Origin of the sequence: Anabaena sp. UHCC 0399, from assembly GCF_034931465.1 — a bacterium.
GTDB lineage: Bacteria > Cyanobacteriota > Cyanobacteriia > Cyanobacteriales > Nostocaceae > Trichormus > Trichormus minutissimus.
Genome location: NZ_JAYGGZ010000003.1, coordinates 147,622 through 163,782, shown reverse-complemented (window position 1 = coordinate 163,782; position 16,161 = coordinate 147,622). Strand labels below are relative to the sequence as shown.

The following is a 16,161-nucleotide window of genomic DNA, read 5'->3' as shown; positions in this document are numbered from 1 at the left end:
TGTGTTAGTTACCGATGTATTTCGGGCAACGAAGTAATAAAAATAGCATATAATACTGAGAATTTTTGCCAGAAAAAAAACAGTAAAGGCGTGCTAAGTTTTAAATCCATCCTCATTCCGTTCTCGGTTGCCCCATGTATCTGCCAGACTTACACCCACAACATCTTGAAGAATTAGTCAAGCGTAGTGGTATCAATTTAGACTTAACCCAACTTAACTTTAAGTCTCTTCAAGGCGCAGCAGCCTATGAATATCTATTAATTTCCGAACATCTACCCCGCACGAACACAGGAATGGTCACAAGTGGCTGGTTACAACGCTACAGTCATGCTACGGCTGGCGGTTGGTGGTGTTCTGGCCTCGATCCTCTCAATCATTGGCAACCAATGGAATGGGGTTGCTTTAAGCCCAACCAACCGCGCACCAATCAAAATGGCAAGTCAATCAAATACGAACATCCCCCCAGCACCCCCACAAGAATATTTTGTCTGCGGGTAACACTGGATATCTGGCAGCAAGTTTCCCAGCGTTACAACATTGCTGCGCCTAAGCTAATCAGCATCAACGAACAAGGAGAAGCTGTAGGTTTTTGGCAATGGGTAATAGAAAATCAAATACCTATCATTATCTGTGAAGGGGCGAAAAAAGCTGCCACCCTCTTGACACAAGGCTATGCAGCCATTGCCGTTCCGGGAATTACTAGTGGTTATCGGGTTGTCAAAGATAAATTTGGGAAAGTTATCAACCGCCAATTAATCCCTGATTTAGCTGTATTTGCCCAGATGCAACGAACTGTTTACATCTGTTTTGATTTTGAAACTCAACACCAAAAAGTGGCTGCTGTCAGCAATGCGATTACCCAAATTGGTTGTTTGTTTCAAGAACAGAAATGTCCTGTAAAAGTCATTGCCCTGCCAGGATTAGAGAAAGGTGTGGACGATTTGATCATCGCCAAAGGTGCGATCGCTTTTGAAAAAGTTTATCGCCATAGTGTTGATTTAGAAATTTATCTAGCTGAAATTAAGCCCCATACCGATTTAACTATTCCTGCTAACTTGAGTGTCAACCGTCCCTACTTAGGTGAAATTGCTTTCCCTACCTCTGGATTAGTAGGAGTCAAATCAGCCAAAGGTACAGGTAAAACCACAGGGCTACAAACTGTTGTCAAACAAGCGAAAACTAAGAATCAGCCTGTATTATTAATCACACACCGCATTCAATTAGGAAGATTTTTATGTGAGAAAATTGGTATTCAATGGGGTTTGAATAATCCTGAAAAACTCACAAATAATACCGATTATTTGACCCCAACTCATACATCATTAAATAATATTCAATCCGTCGGTTTATGTATTGATTCAATTTGGAAGCTGAACCCAGATGATTGGCGGGGAGGAATTATCATTTTAGATGAAGTAGAGCAATCTTTATGGCATCTCCTCAATAGCAGCACTTGTAAAAATAAGCGCGTCATAATTTTAAAATTATTCCAGCAATTAATTTCTACTGTTTTATCCACTGGGGGCTTAGTAATTGCCCAAGATGCGGATTTATCAGATGTATCTTTAGAGTATTTGCAAAGTTTGTCAGGATGTAAAATTGCACCTTGGGTATTAGTCAATAAATGGAAACCCCAACGAGGTTGGGATGTAAAATTTTATGATTCTCCTAATCCTATACCTCTAATTCAACAGTTAGAGTTAGATTTACTAGCAGGACGGAAATGTTATGTAACTACTGATAGCCGTTCTGGACGTTATAGTTGTGAAACAATCGAACGTTACCTAAAAGAACGTTTAGAAAAACTGCGATACGAATTTCCCAAAACTTTAGTAGTTAATAGTCAGACAACAAACACCCCAGGCCATGCGGCTGTTGATTTTGTCCCAGCAATTAATCAAAAAATTACCGAATACGAAACTGTATTTGTGACTCCTAGTTTGGGTACAGGTATTAGTATTGATGTCCAACACTTTGATAAAGTATATGGCATCTTTCAAGGAGTAATTCCTGATTCAGAAGCACGACAAGCATTAGCCAGAGTCCGCGATGATATTCCGCGAGTTGTTTGGTGTGCTAAACGCGGAATTGGCTTGATTGGTAGTGGTAGTACCAATTATCGTTTATTGTCTAACTGGTATCAGGAAAATCAAAAAGAAAATCTCGCCTTGCTTAGTCCCTTGCATAAAATAGATGTAGATTTGCCCTTAGTTTATGACCCTGTACATTTGCGGACTTGGGCTAAATTATCAGCCAGAGTAAATGCTTCTATCCGTCTGTATCGTCAATCAATGCAAGAGGGATTAACTAATGATGGGCATCAAATCAGAGTGAGGAGTAATGCTATTCACAATAATATTGTGAGAGATTTACGATTAGCGTTTTTAGCAACTGACTCGCAGGATTTAGCAACTCGGAAAAGATTAGTTTTAGAAATTGTTAAAGTCCAAAAAGAGTGGACAGATAAGCGTCAAAAAGGTAAGGAAATTAAACGCCAAATTAGGCAGATTAAACAAAAAAATCAATTAGCAGCCGCACTGAATGTTGCCAATGCTAAAGATATTGATTATGTCGAACATGATCAATTATCTGCCCAACATTCCCTTACAGATGTAGAACGCCATCAAATTCAAAAATATCATCTCAAGCTAAGATACGGAATACCAGTCACGCCACTGCTGAAATTGCGAGATGATCAAGGGTACTATTCGCAATTATTAATTCACTATTATCTCACCCATGAAAGTGAGTATTTTCACATTAGAGACCAACAAGAATGGCATCAACAATTATTTTTGGGTGGAGGTAAAGTTTTTCTACCAGATTTAAAAACCTACACCATAAAAATTGAGGTAATGAGAGCCTTGGGGATGTTACAGTTTCTTGAGCCAGAACAAAAATTTATAGAAGATGACCCTAATCTAATCTGGTTGAAAGATATTGTATTTCAACATAGTAAGCATATTAAAAGAGTGCTGGGTATTGACTTTAACAGAAGTAGGAATAACTCTACAGGGATAAAAATCCTCAGTCGCTTGTTGAATTTGTTAGGCTTGAAATTAAAACGCAGCGATGATTTTTATCAAATTGACATAAATACTTTTAATGATGGCAGAGAGCAAATATTTGCAGTTTGGCATCAACGAGATGAGTTGATATTATCTCATATGAAAAATCGTAGCGATCAGCCTACAGATAGCTTTGTCACTACGACACAAAAACAAACAGTCAGTAACTTCTGTAGTTAGTGTGAAGTAATCAAGCCTAAAATGTTGCAATTCAACTGTAAGTTGGGTTGACGCAAGGAAACCCAACACCAACATCTAGATTAAGTTTCCGAGATCAATGTTGAGTTGCGCTGCGCTTAACCCAACCTACATTTAACGCACTACTTACGCCTAAGCGATCGCTCCACCCAATTGATTTTGACAAGTTGTGTGTGTTCAGATCCCCAACTTTTTTAAAAAGTCGGGGATCTACGACCTATCATTATTTGTGGTGGCGTACTACTATAGTTCTAAGAAACTGCCTGAAATTAAGTTATAGGTAAATCATTCATCCTAAGATCACAAAAAAATTTGATCGCGCCTAGGGCGAGACAGTAAGAAGGGTAAAGAAAAAAGAGCAAAGGGCAAAAGTGTAAAGTGCTAAAAGTCCCTACCCGGCACAACCACAACCCGAAAACCCAGATAGGAGTAACTGCTGACACGCGTAACACAGAGGCGAGACGCCGAACGGCAATATCCAGGAATGACGTTCCACGAGCCACCGCGCAGCAGCCTCTTCTGGTTGCCGTTATCACCTAGCCAAACACTTCCATCGGTCGGTGCATCATTATAATTTTCGTGCCACTCATCCTGACACCATTCCCATATATTACCACACATATCAAATAAACCAAAGGGGTTGGCAGGAAATTTTCCTACTTCTGTTGTTTGTTCACGATATTCACCTGTTTGTTCACGATATTCACCCTTGGGAGCAGTACCATAGGTGTAATTGCCATTGTAATTTGCTAAATCTGTGGTAATTGTTTCACCAAAGTAAAACGGTGTAGTTGTTCCGGCACGGCAAGCATATTCCCATTCGGCTTCACTGGGTAAGCGATAGATTTTTCCAGTCTTCTTTGATAACCTCGCACAAAATTCAACAGTATCATCCCAAGAAACACGCTCTACAGGACGATTAGCACCTTTAAAATTAGATGGGTCGGGATTTAAATCAATATTAACTTTATCAAAAGCGGCGACGGTTGCCCATTGCCCTTGGGTGACAGGAAATTTCCCCATGAAAAAGGGTTGAATCGTGACGTTGTGCTGTGGACTTTCATCGTCCGTTCGTTCTAACTCATCCTTTGGCGAACCCATGAGAAATTGACCAATAGGAATGGACACCATCTCTAAAAGTACCCTATTACCCAAATCTTCTTCAAAAAACTCCGCACGTCCCCGACTGCGTTGAATTTCACAGCTTTTCCCCATTCCCAAAAACCCGGATTTGACAGTGATACTAGCTGTTTCAAATTCAAAAGTCCGAGTTTGAATACCTGGGGGAGAATTTGGTTTAGTAGATTCCCTTTTTTGTTGTTTTCGTAATTCAGCTTGCTGTTTTTCTTGTTCTTGGCGGAGTCTTTCAGCTTGCTGTCGTTGATATTCGGCTCTTTCTTGTTCCTGGCGGAGTCTTTCAGCTTGCTGTCGTTGATATTCGGCTTCTTTTGGGGCAAATACTCGTTCTTCTATTGGTTCGACATCTTCATCCCGAAGATTTAAGATATTTTGTAAGTATTTTAAATCCTTGCGGTCTTTTTCTCTGAGTGGATATTGTCTGATTTCAGATAAGGCTTGTTCATAAGTTTGCAATTTTTCCTGGCGTTTTCGATAAGGTTCGAGAACCTCAAACTCAATTAAATTAGCCTCATCAACAGATAATCCCCAGTTATTCCGCAACACATTCAACGATATCCGTTTAACTCCAGAAATTTCTCCTTCATCTTCAAGAGCAATTTTCTCTACTTCCTTGCGATATTTCAGATGAGGATCATCCTTGGGTGATTTCGCCAACACAAGCCGATAACCCTCTTTCGCAGGATAAAACTCAGGTGTCATGGCGGGAGCTGCTTCTTGCACTTTGCTTTTCACATAATCATGCAATTCATCTACCGCAATCAAACCATCACCGTCTTTGTCGGCTGCACCTTTCTCAATTCCTTCTACTAGATAATGGGTGTAAATCGACAAGTCTAAATCATCGGAGTTAAACGCATATTGTGTAGAAGTAGAAGCCGTGAGAATTGCTCTACCCTCACCGCCTAAGTGTTGTTCTAGGTTAATTGTTCCACTATCTTTAGCTGTCAAACCCTTAGCAAAAGCACCACTAAAGCAGCAATCTAAAATTACTACTTGTCGCTTAGATTTGCTCTGGTTCATCCATTCATGTACATTTTTTCCAGCTACGGCGGTGAATGGGAGCAATTTATTGTTTTGTTTTTCAGTTTGGCGAGTCGAAAAGTAAAATTCCCCATTTTCTACTGTCACACCATGACCAGAAAAGTAGAAAATCACCAAATCATCTTTCTGACGATTACCATACAAATTATAAATTGCCCTTTCCATGTCCTGCCGTGGAGGATTTTTCAGCACAGTCACATATTCCTGTGCAAAACAGCCCATGTCGGGATTTAGCAAAACTCGCCGCATCGCCTCCACATCGTTGACAGCGTTGGGTAGCGGTGCTAATCCCGGCTCATATTCACTAATGCCGATTAGTAGTGCTATCCTCGCCATTTTAGCTGTTTGATGTGTTGTTGAGAAATTCTTGGGCTTTTTGATAAGCAAACTCAAATTCTTCCCGACTGGCGGCTTCTAGGTTGAGTTCTCTACCATCAGGGGCTTTGACTACCAGCTTAATGGGTTTGTTGCCAAACCTATCGCCCAAAAATGTAAACAGATTTTTGATATTAGCGGGGTTAACTTCTGCCTTCAACAACCCCAACAAAAAGCCGCCTAACGCTTTGGTGTTCGGGGGTGCATTTTCGACAGGGACTAAATCTGCATCTTCTACCCCGTCCACTTCTTGTAACTGGGGGAGCAAGTTTTGTACTTCTGCTTGCAAATCCTCATCATCTAAGTCTAGTTCAGTGAGTGCGATCGCTACTTGCAAGTTAGTTGTTACCATATAAATCGCTTAAATATAACTATATTCTTTCTAAACGATTGTATCGGTTGTTGGGCAAGTTTAGTTAATATCCGAGGGTTTTGACGGAGAAATGAACCGCAGACACATGATTTGAGTGAGGCTTATGTCAGGCTCTCGATAGCTTAGTCGGGTGCCTCAGTGCGCTCAAACCTAACTACACAAGCAATTATTTATACTGACGCACCCTACAGTGGGAATATTTTTTATCTGGAAGTCTGTTTTTGATAGTGAAAATTTTATATTTACATGGCGATCGCCATGCAAATATAATCATATTTGATTTTTTGTGTGATTAATTACATAAATGTTTTTCTGGAATTGGTGGTTTTGATAGTGTGGTCATACCTAGACTCTTAATTCAAGTTATATTGCAATTATCAACTATTAGGAAAAACACCTGTGTTTCCCCTCTACGACGACAACCCGACGCGAATCACCCCGTATTTCACTTACGGTTTAATTGGGATGAACGTTTTAGTGTTTCTTCATGAAGTGAGTTTGTCTAATGCCCAGTTGAATTTATTTTTTGATCAATATGCAGTAGTACCTCAACAGCTAACCACTAATTTAGCTGTTGAGTGGACGACTTTATTTACTTCCCAATTTTTACACGGTGGTTGGTGGCACTTAATTTCAAATATGGTCTTTCTTTGGGTATTTGGTAATAATATTGAAGACCGTTTGGGTCATCTGAAATACCTAATTTTTTATTTGGCGTGTGGTGCTTTAGCTGCTGCGTGTCAGTGGTTTATTGGTATGTACTCCACTATCCCCTCTTTAGGAGCTAGTGGTGCAATTTCGGGGGTACTAGGTGCATATTTGATCCGCTTTCCCCAGGCTAGAGTAACTACCTTAATTTTCTTAGGTTTTTTTGTCACTACAATTAGCATTCCGGCAATGATATTGATTGGAGTTTTCTTTATTCAAAATGTGATCTCTGGATTGGCTAGTCTAGGGGCTTCTGCGAATATGAGTGTTGAAACAGGGGGAGTAGCTTATTGGGCGCATATTGGTGGTTTTGTATTTGGCATGATCCTTTCACCTTTATTTGGAGTATTCAAACGCGATTAAGCAATTGAGTAAACTAAAATGTCACCACACTACGAATTGACTCCCCTTTGTGCATTAAATCAAAGGCATCATTAATTTGCTCAATAGGCATAACGTGAGTAATTAAATCGTCAATATTTATCTTGCCATCCATATACCAATCAACGATTTTTGGTACATCTGTACGCCCTCTTGCACCACCGAAGGCTGAACCTTTCCACACGCGCCCAGTCACCAGTTGAAACGGACGGGTACTAATTTCCTCACCCGCACCAGCCACACCAATAACTACACTCACGCCCCAACCCTTGTGACAGCATTCTAAGGCTTGACGCATGACTTTGACGTTCCCAATGCACTCAAAGCTGTAATCAGCACCACCTTTAGTTAAATCAACTAAGTAACTAACTAAATCCCCCTCCACTTCTTGGGGGTTGACAAAATGCGTCATCCCAAATTTTTCTGCTAAAGCCCGCTTGCTGGGGTTAATATCTACCCCGACAATCATATTCGCCCCCACCATCCGCGCCCCTTGGATGACATTTAAGCCAATACCTCCTAAGCCAAAGACTACTACATTAGCCCCTGGTTCTACCTTGGCTGTATAAATAACTGCACCAATACCTGTTGTTACTCCACAACCGATGTAACAAACCTTGTCAAAAGGGGCATCTTCCCGAATTTTAGCTACGGCGATTTCTGGCAGCACCGTATAGTTAGCAAAGGTAGAAGTACCCATGTAGTGATGAATCATCTTCCCATCAATACTAAAGCGACTAGTACCACCGGGCATGACACCACGAGATTGAGTCAGGCGAATTGCTTGGCAGAGGTTAGTTTTAAAGCTGAGACAATATGGACATTGGCGACATTCTGGAGTGTAAAGGGGAATTACATGATCTCCTGGCTTGACACTAGTCACACCAGCACCCACTTCTACCACTACTCCAGCCCCTTCATGTCCTAAAATGGCGGGAAATAAACCTTCAGGATCAATCCCAGACAGGGTATAAGCATCGGTGTGACAAACGCCACTGGCTTTAATTTCAACTAAAACTTCCCCGGCTTGCGGCCCTTCAAGTTGTACAGTTTCAATAGTTAAAGGCTGACCCGCGCTATAAGCCACTGCTGCTTTAACTTCCACGAGTCTACCCTCCTAAAAAATTCAAAATTCAAAAAAAGCCAATACTAGCCGTTATCCTCAAGGGAAACACGGGTAAGTTGAAGCAATTCTTGATGATCTGAATTTATATCTTAGGGTGGTAGCGAGATTTTTCATAGTCTATACGTGAATTAACTATGAAATTGCATTTTGCGGAGAGATTGGTACATTAGTTAGAGGTAGTAAACTTGGAAAATCATAATCCATAGCACTTCTTGTTTGTATGCTATACACTCTAAACTCTCTCCAAACCTCTCTCCTTGTAGGAGAGAGGCTTTGAGTCTTACTCCCCTTCCCTGTCTTCGACACGCTGCGCGAATGTAGGGAAGGGGTTGGGGGTTAGGTCTGTATTAGACTCAACTGCAAACCGCTATATCTGCCTGATTGAATTTTTATCCCCTCAGTTATCTATTAATTTTGTAAAGCGTATGAACCCTGCCCTAACGAAAATTGGCTCTCAAATGTCCAACCTTACAGGTGTACGAGCGATCATGAAGGACATTAACGAAACGTTAAAAGCTAGTCGAGGGCAGGAATTAATTAATTTGAGTGCAGGCAACCCGTTGATTTTACCAGAGGTAGAACAGTTGTGGCGGGACTACACAGTAGAATTACTAGCTAGTTCAGAATATGGAGAAGTGGTTTGTCGTTATGGTTCTAGTCAAGGCTATGCACCATTAGTTGAAGCGATCGCTAATGACTTTAACAAACGCTACGGTTTAAACTTAACTGAGCGCAATATTTTACTCACCCCCGGTAGTCAAAGCCTCTACTTCTACGCAGCTAATTCTTTTGGTGGCTACACTAGCGATGGGCAACTCAAGCAAATCGTCTTACCCCTGAGTCCAGATTATACGGGTTATGGCGGTGTATGTTTGTTTCCTGAAGCTTTACTAGCTTACAAGCCTACTCTCGATATAGACGCACCCAACCACCAGTTTAAATATCGCCCTGATTTCAGCCAATTATCGGTGACAGAAAACACCGGTTGTATCATCTTTTCTCGTCCCTGTAATCCCACAGGTAACGTCATGACAGAAGATGAGGTGAAGAAAATTGCTGCTTTAGCCGCCTCTTATGATGTACCTGTGTTGATTGACTCCGCCTATGCACCACCATTCCCAGCATTAAACTTTACAGAGATGCAGCCAGTTTTTGGCGACAATATCATCCACTGCATGAGTTTATCTAAAGCTGGATTACCAGGGGAACGCATCGGCATTGCCATTGGGGATGAAAAATGGATACACGTTTTGGAATGCTTCCAGACAAACTTGTGTATTCATCCGTCACGCTATGGACAGGCGATCGCAGCTCGTGCTATTGAATCCGGTAGTCTGGCACAAATTTCTGAAAGCGTCATTCGTCCCTTTTACCAAAACAAATTTACCGTTTTGGAAGATACCTTAAATACCTCCATGTCCAAGGATTTACCTTGGTTCTTACATCGTGGCGAGGGAGCTATTTTTGCTTGGTTGTGGTTAAAAGATTTACCGATTACCGATTGGGAATTTTATCAAGAACTCAAAAAAGTCGGTGTAATTGTCGTTCCTGGTAGTACATTTTTCCCTGGTTTACAAGAAGAATGGCCACACAAACAGCAATGTTTACGTATTAGCCTCACGGGTAGGAATGAAGAGATAGCCTTGGCGATGCAACTTTTAGCCAAAGTAGCCGAAAAAGTGTATCAAAGTACGGCTGTTAGCGCGTAGTAATTCGTAGTTCGTAATTAAGAGTTACTTTGTGATGTCTACGGTGCTTGACTAATAGTGCGTCAAAGATTGGTTGACCCATTTAACATGGTATGTTCATTTACGCTGTGCTGTACTAGTTGAGTTAATGGTAATGAACCAAGAACAAACAAAAGAAAAGAAAGGAAGGCGGAAAGCAGGGAAGAAGCAAAAACCCAATCCCCAGTCCCCAGTCCCCAGTCCCCAATCCCCCAACCTTGATGATTGGATAGAAATTGGGAAAATCGTTGCCCCACAAGGCTTAGGTGGAGAGTTGCGGGTTTATCCTGAAACTGACTTTCCTGAGCGGTTTCAGGAATCAGGAACACGATGGTTATTGCATCCAGGCGAGATAGAACCGCAACCCATCGAATTGTTAACAGGACGTTATATAGAAGGGAAAAACTTATACGTTATCCAATTGGCTGGTGTAGAAAGTCGTAACGAGGCTGAAGAATTACGCGATTGTAGATTATTTGTACCGGCTAGCGATCGCCCCCAATTAGGAGAAGATGAATATCATGTCATCGATTTAATTGGCGTAGAGGTATTTCTGCAAGCCTCTGGGGAACTGCTGGGTACAGTAGTTAATGTGATTCCGGCTGGAAATGATTTGCTAGAGGTACAGTTACAAAAGTCCCCAACTAGCGAGGAAAAACCCAAGACACTGTTAATTCCCTTTGTCAAAGCGATCGCACCTGTGGTAGATTTACCAGCTCGTCGGATTGAAATTACCCCCCCTGTCGGTTTATTGGAACTGGCGACTTAATCAATTAAAAATTCAAAAACTTCTAGAGCATTGTATTTTTCTTCCCCTGCTTCCCCTGCTCCCCCTGCTCCCCCTGCTCCCCCGCTCCCCTGTCACCTGTCACCTATCCCCTGTCACCTTCTGCACCTGCTGGGCTGCACTATCCTGTTGTGAGATGACCAATGTAATTCCGGCTACTGCCAATAACCCAATCATTACTAGTCCTAGTATGGAAGTGTGTCTTCTTAATCTCAGGGATGCGATCGCATTTTCTAGCATACTAGTAGCACCAGTAACCTGAATGGGTCGTAGTGCAGCTAATGCAGCAGCAGCATTGGGGTAGCGATATTGCCATTTAGGTTCTACCATTCGCCTTAACCAACACACAAAACAGGGATTAACTGCTGGAAATTGCTGGAAATCAAAGCGGTAGTTACCGTCAAATAACTTACTAATATTGACAGCATGAGTTTTGGCCAGTAGATAAATCAGTGTTGAGCCTAAACTATACAAGTCTGAAGCTGGAGTCAGAGTTTGACCTAAGTGTTCCTCTGGTGGCATAAAACCAGGAGTTCCACTTGCCAAGCTACTCAGAGCCATTTTTTCACCTTGTATGTGCGCCAAATCAAAATCTACTAGGTAGGTATTTAGTTGCTCATCAACTAAAATATTTTCTGGTTTAATATCCCGATGAATAATTGGATCAACTCGGTGCTGTAAATACACCAAAATTTCTAAAAGTGATACCGCTATTTGCTTAATTGCTTCTGGATGCCATCTCTTTACTGAACCCAAGGAAGGAGCGTTTTTGTACTCCTGTACTATGTAAAAACCTTTGGATGTGGTAAAAGAATCTATATAACGCGGGATGCGGGGATGATTCAGTGTTTGCAGGATTTGCACTTCTCGCTCGTAAGCTGTTATGCCCAGCCAGTCTGCACCTGCATGGGAGAGACTAAACTCTTTAATTACTACCTGTTGTTTGAAGTTACGGACACCAGCAAGATAAGTAATGCGTCCCCCTTGCTGGTTGCGTCCCAATTCTCGGATAACTTCATAACCCAAAGCAGAAAAATCTGGATGTTGAATTAAGGGGATTTTCCCTTGATTACGCACATCAAGCTCCATTAAACACCACCTGAGTTGAATTTTGTCAAGTGCAATTAACAAATTATAAATTCTCACCCAGATTGTTATCTGCCATTCTGCCCTTATGGAGTGCTGAGTAATGAGTAATGAGTAATGAGTAATGAGTAGTGAGTGGTGTTAGTGGTAGCGGGGCGTGAGCAGCGTGCTGAGTCAAGATTTATTAGTCATTAGTTTTTTCTACTCTGCTCCTCTGCGCCCCTGCTCTCCTACCCCTCTGCTTCCCGCGTTAGCCAGTCAACAATCTGGGTATTGACAACATCTGGGACTTCATCATGGGGGCAATGACCAGCACCAGGAATAGGCACGATTTTAATATCCTTGCCATTTGCCAGGGCGGTTTCGTAAATCTTCACCCCAGTAATTGGTGTCCAAGGGTCGTCAGCACCCCAAATCACTAATAGAGGACGTTCTATTTTGGGTAAGAGTTCCTCTGGTGTTGGGCCTGGTGGTGCTGTAAGGATAGAGGCAAATACCTGCTGTGCGCCTGGATCGCAAGATGGAGTATAAAGTAAATCAACTAATTCATCAGTAACGGCTGTGCGATCGCGGTAAACTTGGTACAGTGTGCGCCGAATTTGAGATTTTTGGCGAATGCGGTTAAATACAAATTTACCTGTAATTGGCGATCGCACAACTCGATTAAAAGCTGACATGATAATTCTTAAGGGTGGGTTCAATTCGTGGGGACGATGACTCAACCCACCAGCCGAGTTAATTAACACACCCCCAGCCGCAATCTCTGGATGTTCTACCAAAACTATCAAACTTAAAAGTGCGCCGATAGAATTACCAATAAATACGGCCGGTTGTTGAATATGATCTGTCCAAAAATCTTTTAAGAGTTCTACCCAAACTGCTGTACTGTAATCAATTAGAGCTTTATCCGAACCACCAAACCCCAAAAGATCCACAGCAAAAACTTGGTAGCCAGCACTCGCTAAAACTGGGATATTCTTACGCCAATGTCCAATGGAAGCACCAAAGCCATGCACAAGTACCAACGGTTGTCCAGTACCCATGACCGTATATCGAATTTTGTGATTGCGCCAAGTCCAAACCAGTTTTTCAAAATTCGCCGTGGTTACTAGCTGCTGGGTCGTTAAAGTCATTATGAAGATTCCTATACTATTGTTATATATAGTAAATCCTCTCACCTCCTAGCATTCTCATCAAAATGTTATTTTTAGACTGAGATACTTTTTTATTTGGAAATCCCTATGCCAGCAACTGCTATTAGTCTGCGGTTAGAACCAGGTCAAAAAGTTACTTTAGAGCCTGTTGCTTGGGGAGAGTTTGAACAGATTCTTGCTAAGTTAGGAGAATCGCGCTCATCTCGAATCGCTTATGCTAATCAGATTTTAGAAATCATGGCCCCTCTACCTGAGCATGAAAGGTCAAAAGTTTTACTTGCAGACTTAGTAAAAGCCCTGCTCAAATTTCAAAAACGCTCATGGGAACCCCTTGGCTCTACTACTTTTAAAAGTCAGAGTATGACAGCAGGTATTGAGCCTGACGAATGCTTCTATATCGAAAACTACAGAGCTGTTATCGGTAAAACTCGACTGGATTTGACTGTAGATCCCCCACCAGATTTAGCATTAGAAACTGACTTGACCTCTAAAACAGAACTTGATGCTTATGAAGCGTTGAAAGTACCAGAACTGTGGATATACAAAAATAGCCACTTAAAAATCTACCTACTGCAACAAGATAAGTATGTTGAATCTCAGACAAGTCAAACTTTTCCTGGTATCACAGTGATAGAGACTATTCCACTGTTTATGCAGCGAGCTAAAGAAGTTGGTGTGAGCCAGACTTTGACCGAGTTCGATATATTTCTAGCGCAAACACTTTAAAAAACACAGGTGACAGCCAAAAGGACATAAGAGTTCTGCGCTTAAAAAAGCTACAAATTGACGAAATATTGTACTAAAGTTGCTCGAAATGTTAGTTTTATCTTCACACAGGGATTAATAGATAAAGGAACGATGAAGTTCCTTTCACTTTTAGCCAATTAATACGGTGTGAGATGAAATATAAGCATCCACGTTCCCTAGCTCATTTCAGCAAAGTATTGCTAGCAGCCACATCCTTGGCCATCTTTTCTCCCATAGTTTCTGCCTATGCAGATCCAGGAATCTCTAGCACTGTTACCCAAAAACAGATAATAGCAGAAGAATCTCTCAGCAGTAAAGCTGATAAGCTGCCAGAACCAATTAAAATAGCCGTTCTTCAAGATATTTCTCGGCGTACAGGTGCAAAAGTTTCAGCCTTAAGCATTATTCAGGCTCAACAGCAAATGTGGTCAAATGGCTGCTTGGGTTTAACAGTAGCGGGAAGTTGTACACAAGCTCAAGTCCCTGGCTGGCAAGTAGTAGCTACTAATCAAACACGGGTGTGGGTATATCGCACTGATACATCTGGGAAACTAGCCAAACTTGATGAAGGTGCAACTCAGTTCCTAACTACAATGATCGAGAATCAGGAAACTGCCTCTCGAACGACTACTAGCCGCACTGTTCAACAACAAACCGCCACCCAACGCAGTACCCAACTAACGGCTACTAACACTTCTGTCAAAGGGAAAAAAACCGGTTTTAGCTTGGCGATTTTGCAACCTGCTGGTAACATTTCTAATGTGATTGCCCGTGTTTCTTTGAAATCCAAACGTCACAAGGGTTTTTTAAAAGAAAGATTTTTGGGTGATTACAAATATAAAGTTAGTCAGAAGGCGAAATTTGTTAAAGGATTAAAAGCAGGCGATCGCGTGGTTGTGCGCCTGTACGATCTTCAAAACCGCTTTCTGGGCTACAGTGAATTTGAATTATTGTCAGCAAACACAGCCGTCAACCTGATATTGTCAGAAAACCCCTCACAATATCAAGTTGTTCGCACAGTTTGCGGTAATGATGCTAACCAAGACGGCACAATTGATGCTGGTAGTACCACTTACGACTACTTCACCCAAGTTAGCGGCGAACGGGTGACTTTCCTCAGTAGTTCCCAAACAATCAACGTTAGCCAGTTCCAAGCGGAAGGGTTCTCAACTGTAGCGACAACTAGCGTTTATCCTACCTCCTTCAGCACGGGTGAGTTTGCTATCGTGCGTCAGACGATGAACGCCTTTAGTTACAACTTAGCGGAAGCTTTGAAAGTTGAACCAGGTAGATTAGTAGAACTTAATGAAGTCAGTGATAATGATAGTTCTATCTATGATGTCGGCCAGATGATGATGAGCTATCGTGAGATTGGGGTAGCTAACGGTATCCAAGTTAAATTTACTGATGTTTCTTCTAATCACTGGGCTAAAGACTTTATCTCTGAATTAGCCGCATTGCAAATTATCCAAGGTTTCCCCGATGGTAACTTTCGTCCTGATGAACAGTTGACTCGCGCCCAATTTGCAGCGATGCTAACTCAAGCCTTTGCCACAGCCAAAGTCAGGAATGCTATTAGCTTCAGAGATGTTTCTAGTAGATATTGGGCTTATAACGCCATCCGTGAAACTTATGCAATGGGATTTTTCGGAGGATCTGGGAATACATTCAAACCGACTCAAAGTTTGTCTCGCTTAGAAGTTTTATTAGCTTTAGCCCAAGGACTTAACTATACTTTTAGCGGTTCAACACAGACGATGCTGGCAGTTTACAAAGATGCTACCAGTATTCGTAGTGATGTTCGCAATGCGATCGCTGCCCTCACAGAACGAGGTATCATAGTCAACTATCCTAATGTGCAGAACCTCAATCCTGATAAGGTAGCCACTAGAGCAGAAGTTAGTGCTTTAATCTACAAAACTTTAGCCAGCACTGGAGAAGTAGCGGATATATCTTCTCAATACGCCGTGGAAAGTCTACAGCAGCGAGCTGAGGTTGATAAATTCAATAGAATTGATAACGACGATGACGATGACGATGACGATGACGATGATGACGATGATAAAAAAGTCCGTCGCCAATTCGATGATGACGACGACGACGATGATAAAAAAGTTCGTCGCAATTGTAACCAAGGTATTGGTAATGGTTCTGAAAATTGCGATCCTGGTAATTCTCGTCCCCACGGTGGTAGTAACGATGAAGATGGACGAACTCCAGGTAGCAAAAGATAGGATTTCTCCAGTTTTA

11 protein-coding genes are annotated in these 16,161 nt (G+C 41.8%); 6 read left to right on the top strand and 5 right to left on the bottom strand.

The features are described 5' to 3' along the window. Window positions 1–134 precede the first annotated feature (134 nt). On the top strand, window positions 135–3,248 hold the full coding sequence (locus tag VB693_RS02600; RefSeq protein ID WP_323264934.1) for a plasmid replication protein, CyRepA1 family: 3,114 nt from the start codon (window positions 135–137) through the stop codon (window positions 3,246–3,248). Between the two features lie 399 nt (window positions 3,249–3,647). Here VB693_RS02600 and VB693_RS02595 read toward each other — a convergent pair whose 3' ends face one another. Together VB693_RS02595 and VB693_RS02590 are read right to left on the bottom strand one after the other, a co-directional pair. Further along, window positions 3,648–5,783, bottom strand: coding sequence for a caspase, EACC1-associated type (locus tag VB693_RS02595; protein ID WP_323264933.1), 2,136 nt, complete (start codon window positions 5,781–5,783; stop codon window positions 3,648–3,650). Between the two features lies 1 nt (window position 5,784). After that, the gene (locus tag VB693_RS02590; RefSeq protein WP_323264932.1) at window positions 5,785–6,174 is read right to left on the bottom strand and encodes a sugar ABC transporter permease; all 390 of its coding nucleotides are present in this window, start codon (window positions 6,172–6,174) and stop codon (window positions 5,785–5,787) included. Between the two features lie 420 nt (window positions 6,175–6,594). Here VB693_RS02590 and VB693_RS02585 point away from each other — a divergent pair, with 420 nt between their 5' ends. Further along, window positions 6,595–7,266 carry a rhomboid family intramembrane serine protease gene (locus VB693_RS02585; RefSeq protein ID WP_323264931.1) on the top strand — a complete coding sequence of 224 codons (672 nt, stop codon included), beginning with the start codon at window positions 6,595–6,597 and terminating at the stop codon, window positions 7,264–7,266. 13 nt (window positions 7,267–7,279) lie between these two features. Here VB693_RS02585 and VB693_RS02580 read toward each other — a convergent pair whose 3' ends face one another. After that, on the bottom strand, window positions 7,280–8,389 hold the full coding sequence (locus VB693_RS02580) for an S-(hydroxymethyl)glutathione dehydrogenase/class III alcohol dehydrogenase (RefSeq protein ID WP_323264930.1): 1,110 nt from the start codon (window positions 8,387–8,389) through the stop codon (window positions 7,280–7,282). Between the two features lie 446 nt (window positions 8,390–8,835). Here VB693_RS02580 and VB693_RS02575 point away from each other — a divergent pair, with 446 nt between their 5' ends. Both VB693_RS02575 and rimM read left to right on the top strand, forming a co-directional pair. Continuing rightward, window positions 8,836–10,119, top strand: a complete 1,284-nt coding sequence (locus tag VB693_RS02575) for a valine--pyruvate transaminase (protein ID WP_323264929.1) — start codon at window positions 8,836–8,838, stop codon at window positions 10,117–10,119. A 133-nt stretch (window positions 10,120–10,252) separates the two neighbouring features. Further along, on the top strand, window positions 10,253–10,906 hold the full coding sequence (gene rimM / locus VB693_RS02570) for a ribosome maturation factor RimM (RefSeq protein ID WP_323264928.1): 654 nt from the start codon (window positions 10,253–10,255) through the stop codon (window positions 10,904–10,906). A gap of 99 nt (window positions 10,907–11,005) precedes the next feature. Here the strand turns inward: rimM and VB693_RS02565 are convergent, their stop codons facing one another. Together VB693_RS02565 and VB693_RS02560 are read right to left on the bottom strand one after the other, a co-directional pair. Beyond that, window positions 11,006–12,013 (bottom strand): serine/threonine-protein kinase, encoded by a 1,008-nt coding sequence (locus VB693_RS02565; protein ID WP_323264927.1) that lies wholly within the window; start codon window positions 12,011–12,013, stop codon window positions 11,006–11,008. 227 nt (window positions 12,014–12,240) lie between these two features. Continuing rightward, window positions 12,241–13,143 carry an alpha/beta fold hydrolase gene (locus VB693_RS02560; RefSeq protein WP_323264926.1) on the bottom strand — a complete coding sequence of 301 codons (903 nt, stop codon included), beginning with the start codon at window positions 13,141–13,143 and terminating at the stop codon, window positions 12,241–12,243. Window positions 13,144–13,251: 108 nt separating this feature from the next. Between VB693_RS02560 and VB693_RS02555 the strand changes: the two genes are divergently transcribed. Both VB693_RS02555 and VB693_RS02550 read left to right on the top strand, forming a co-directional pair. After that, on the top strand, window positions 13,252–13,890 hold the full coding sequence (locus tag VB693_RS02555; RefSeq protein ID WP_323264925.1) for a Uma2 family endonuclease: 639 nt from the start codon (window positions 13,252–13,254) through the stop codon (window positions 13,888–13,890). A 173-nt stretch (window positions 13,891–14,063) separates the two neighbouring features. Further along, window positions 14,064–16,145 carry an S-layer homology domain-containing protein gene (locus VB693_RS02550; RefSeq protein ID WP_323264924.1) on the top strand — a complete coding sequence of 694 codons (2,082 nt, stop codon included), beginning with the start codon at window positions 14,064–14,066 and terminating at the stop codon, window positions 16,143–16,145. Window positions 16,146–16,161 lie beyond the last annotated feature (16 nt).

Bases quoted from the DNA above. Each gene is read 5' to 3' on its own strand.
- VB693_RS02575 (WP_323264929.1), top strand. From the start codon at position 8,836: ATGAACCCTGCCCTAACGAAAATTGGCTCTCAAATGTCCAACCTTACA.
- VB693_RS02595 (WP_323264933.1), bottom strand. From the start codon at position 5,783: ATGGCGAGGATAGCACTACTAATCGGCATTAGTGAATATGAGCCGGGA.
- VB693_RS02590 (WP_323264932.1), bottom strand. From the start codon at position 6,174: ATGGTAACAACTAACTTGCAAGTAGCGATCGCACTCACTGAACTAGAC.
- VB693_RS02565 (WP_323264927.1), bottom strand. From the start codon at position 12,013: ATGGAGCTTGATGTGCGTAATCAAGGGAAAATCCCCTTAATTCAACAT.
- VB693_RS02600 (WP_323264934.1), top strand. From the start codon at position 135: ATGTATCTGCCAGACTTACACCCACAACATCTTGAAGAATTAGTCAAG.
- rimM (WP_323264928.1), top strand. From the start codon at position 10,253: ATGAACCAAGAACAAACAAAAGAAAAGAAAGGAAGGCGGAAAGCAGGG.
- VB693_RS02560 (WP_323264926.1), bottom strand. From the start codon at position 13,143: ATGACTTTAACGACCCAGCAGCTAGTAACCACGGCGAATTTTGAAAAA.
- VB693_RS02550 (WP_323264924.1), top strand. From the start codon at position 14,064: ATGAAATATAAGCATCCACGTTCCCTAGCTCATTTCAGCAAAGTATTG.
- VB693_RS02555 (WP_323264925.1), top strand. From the start codon at position 13,252: ATGCCAGCAACTGCTATTAGTCTGCGGTTAGAACCAGGTCAAAAAGTT.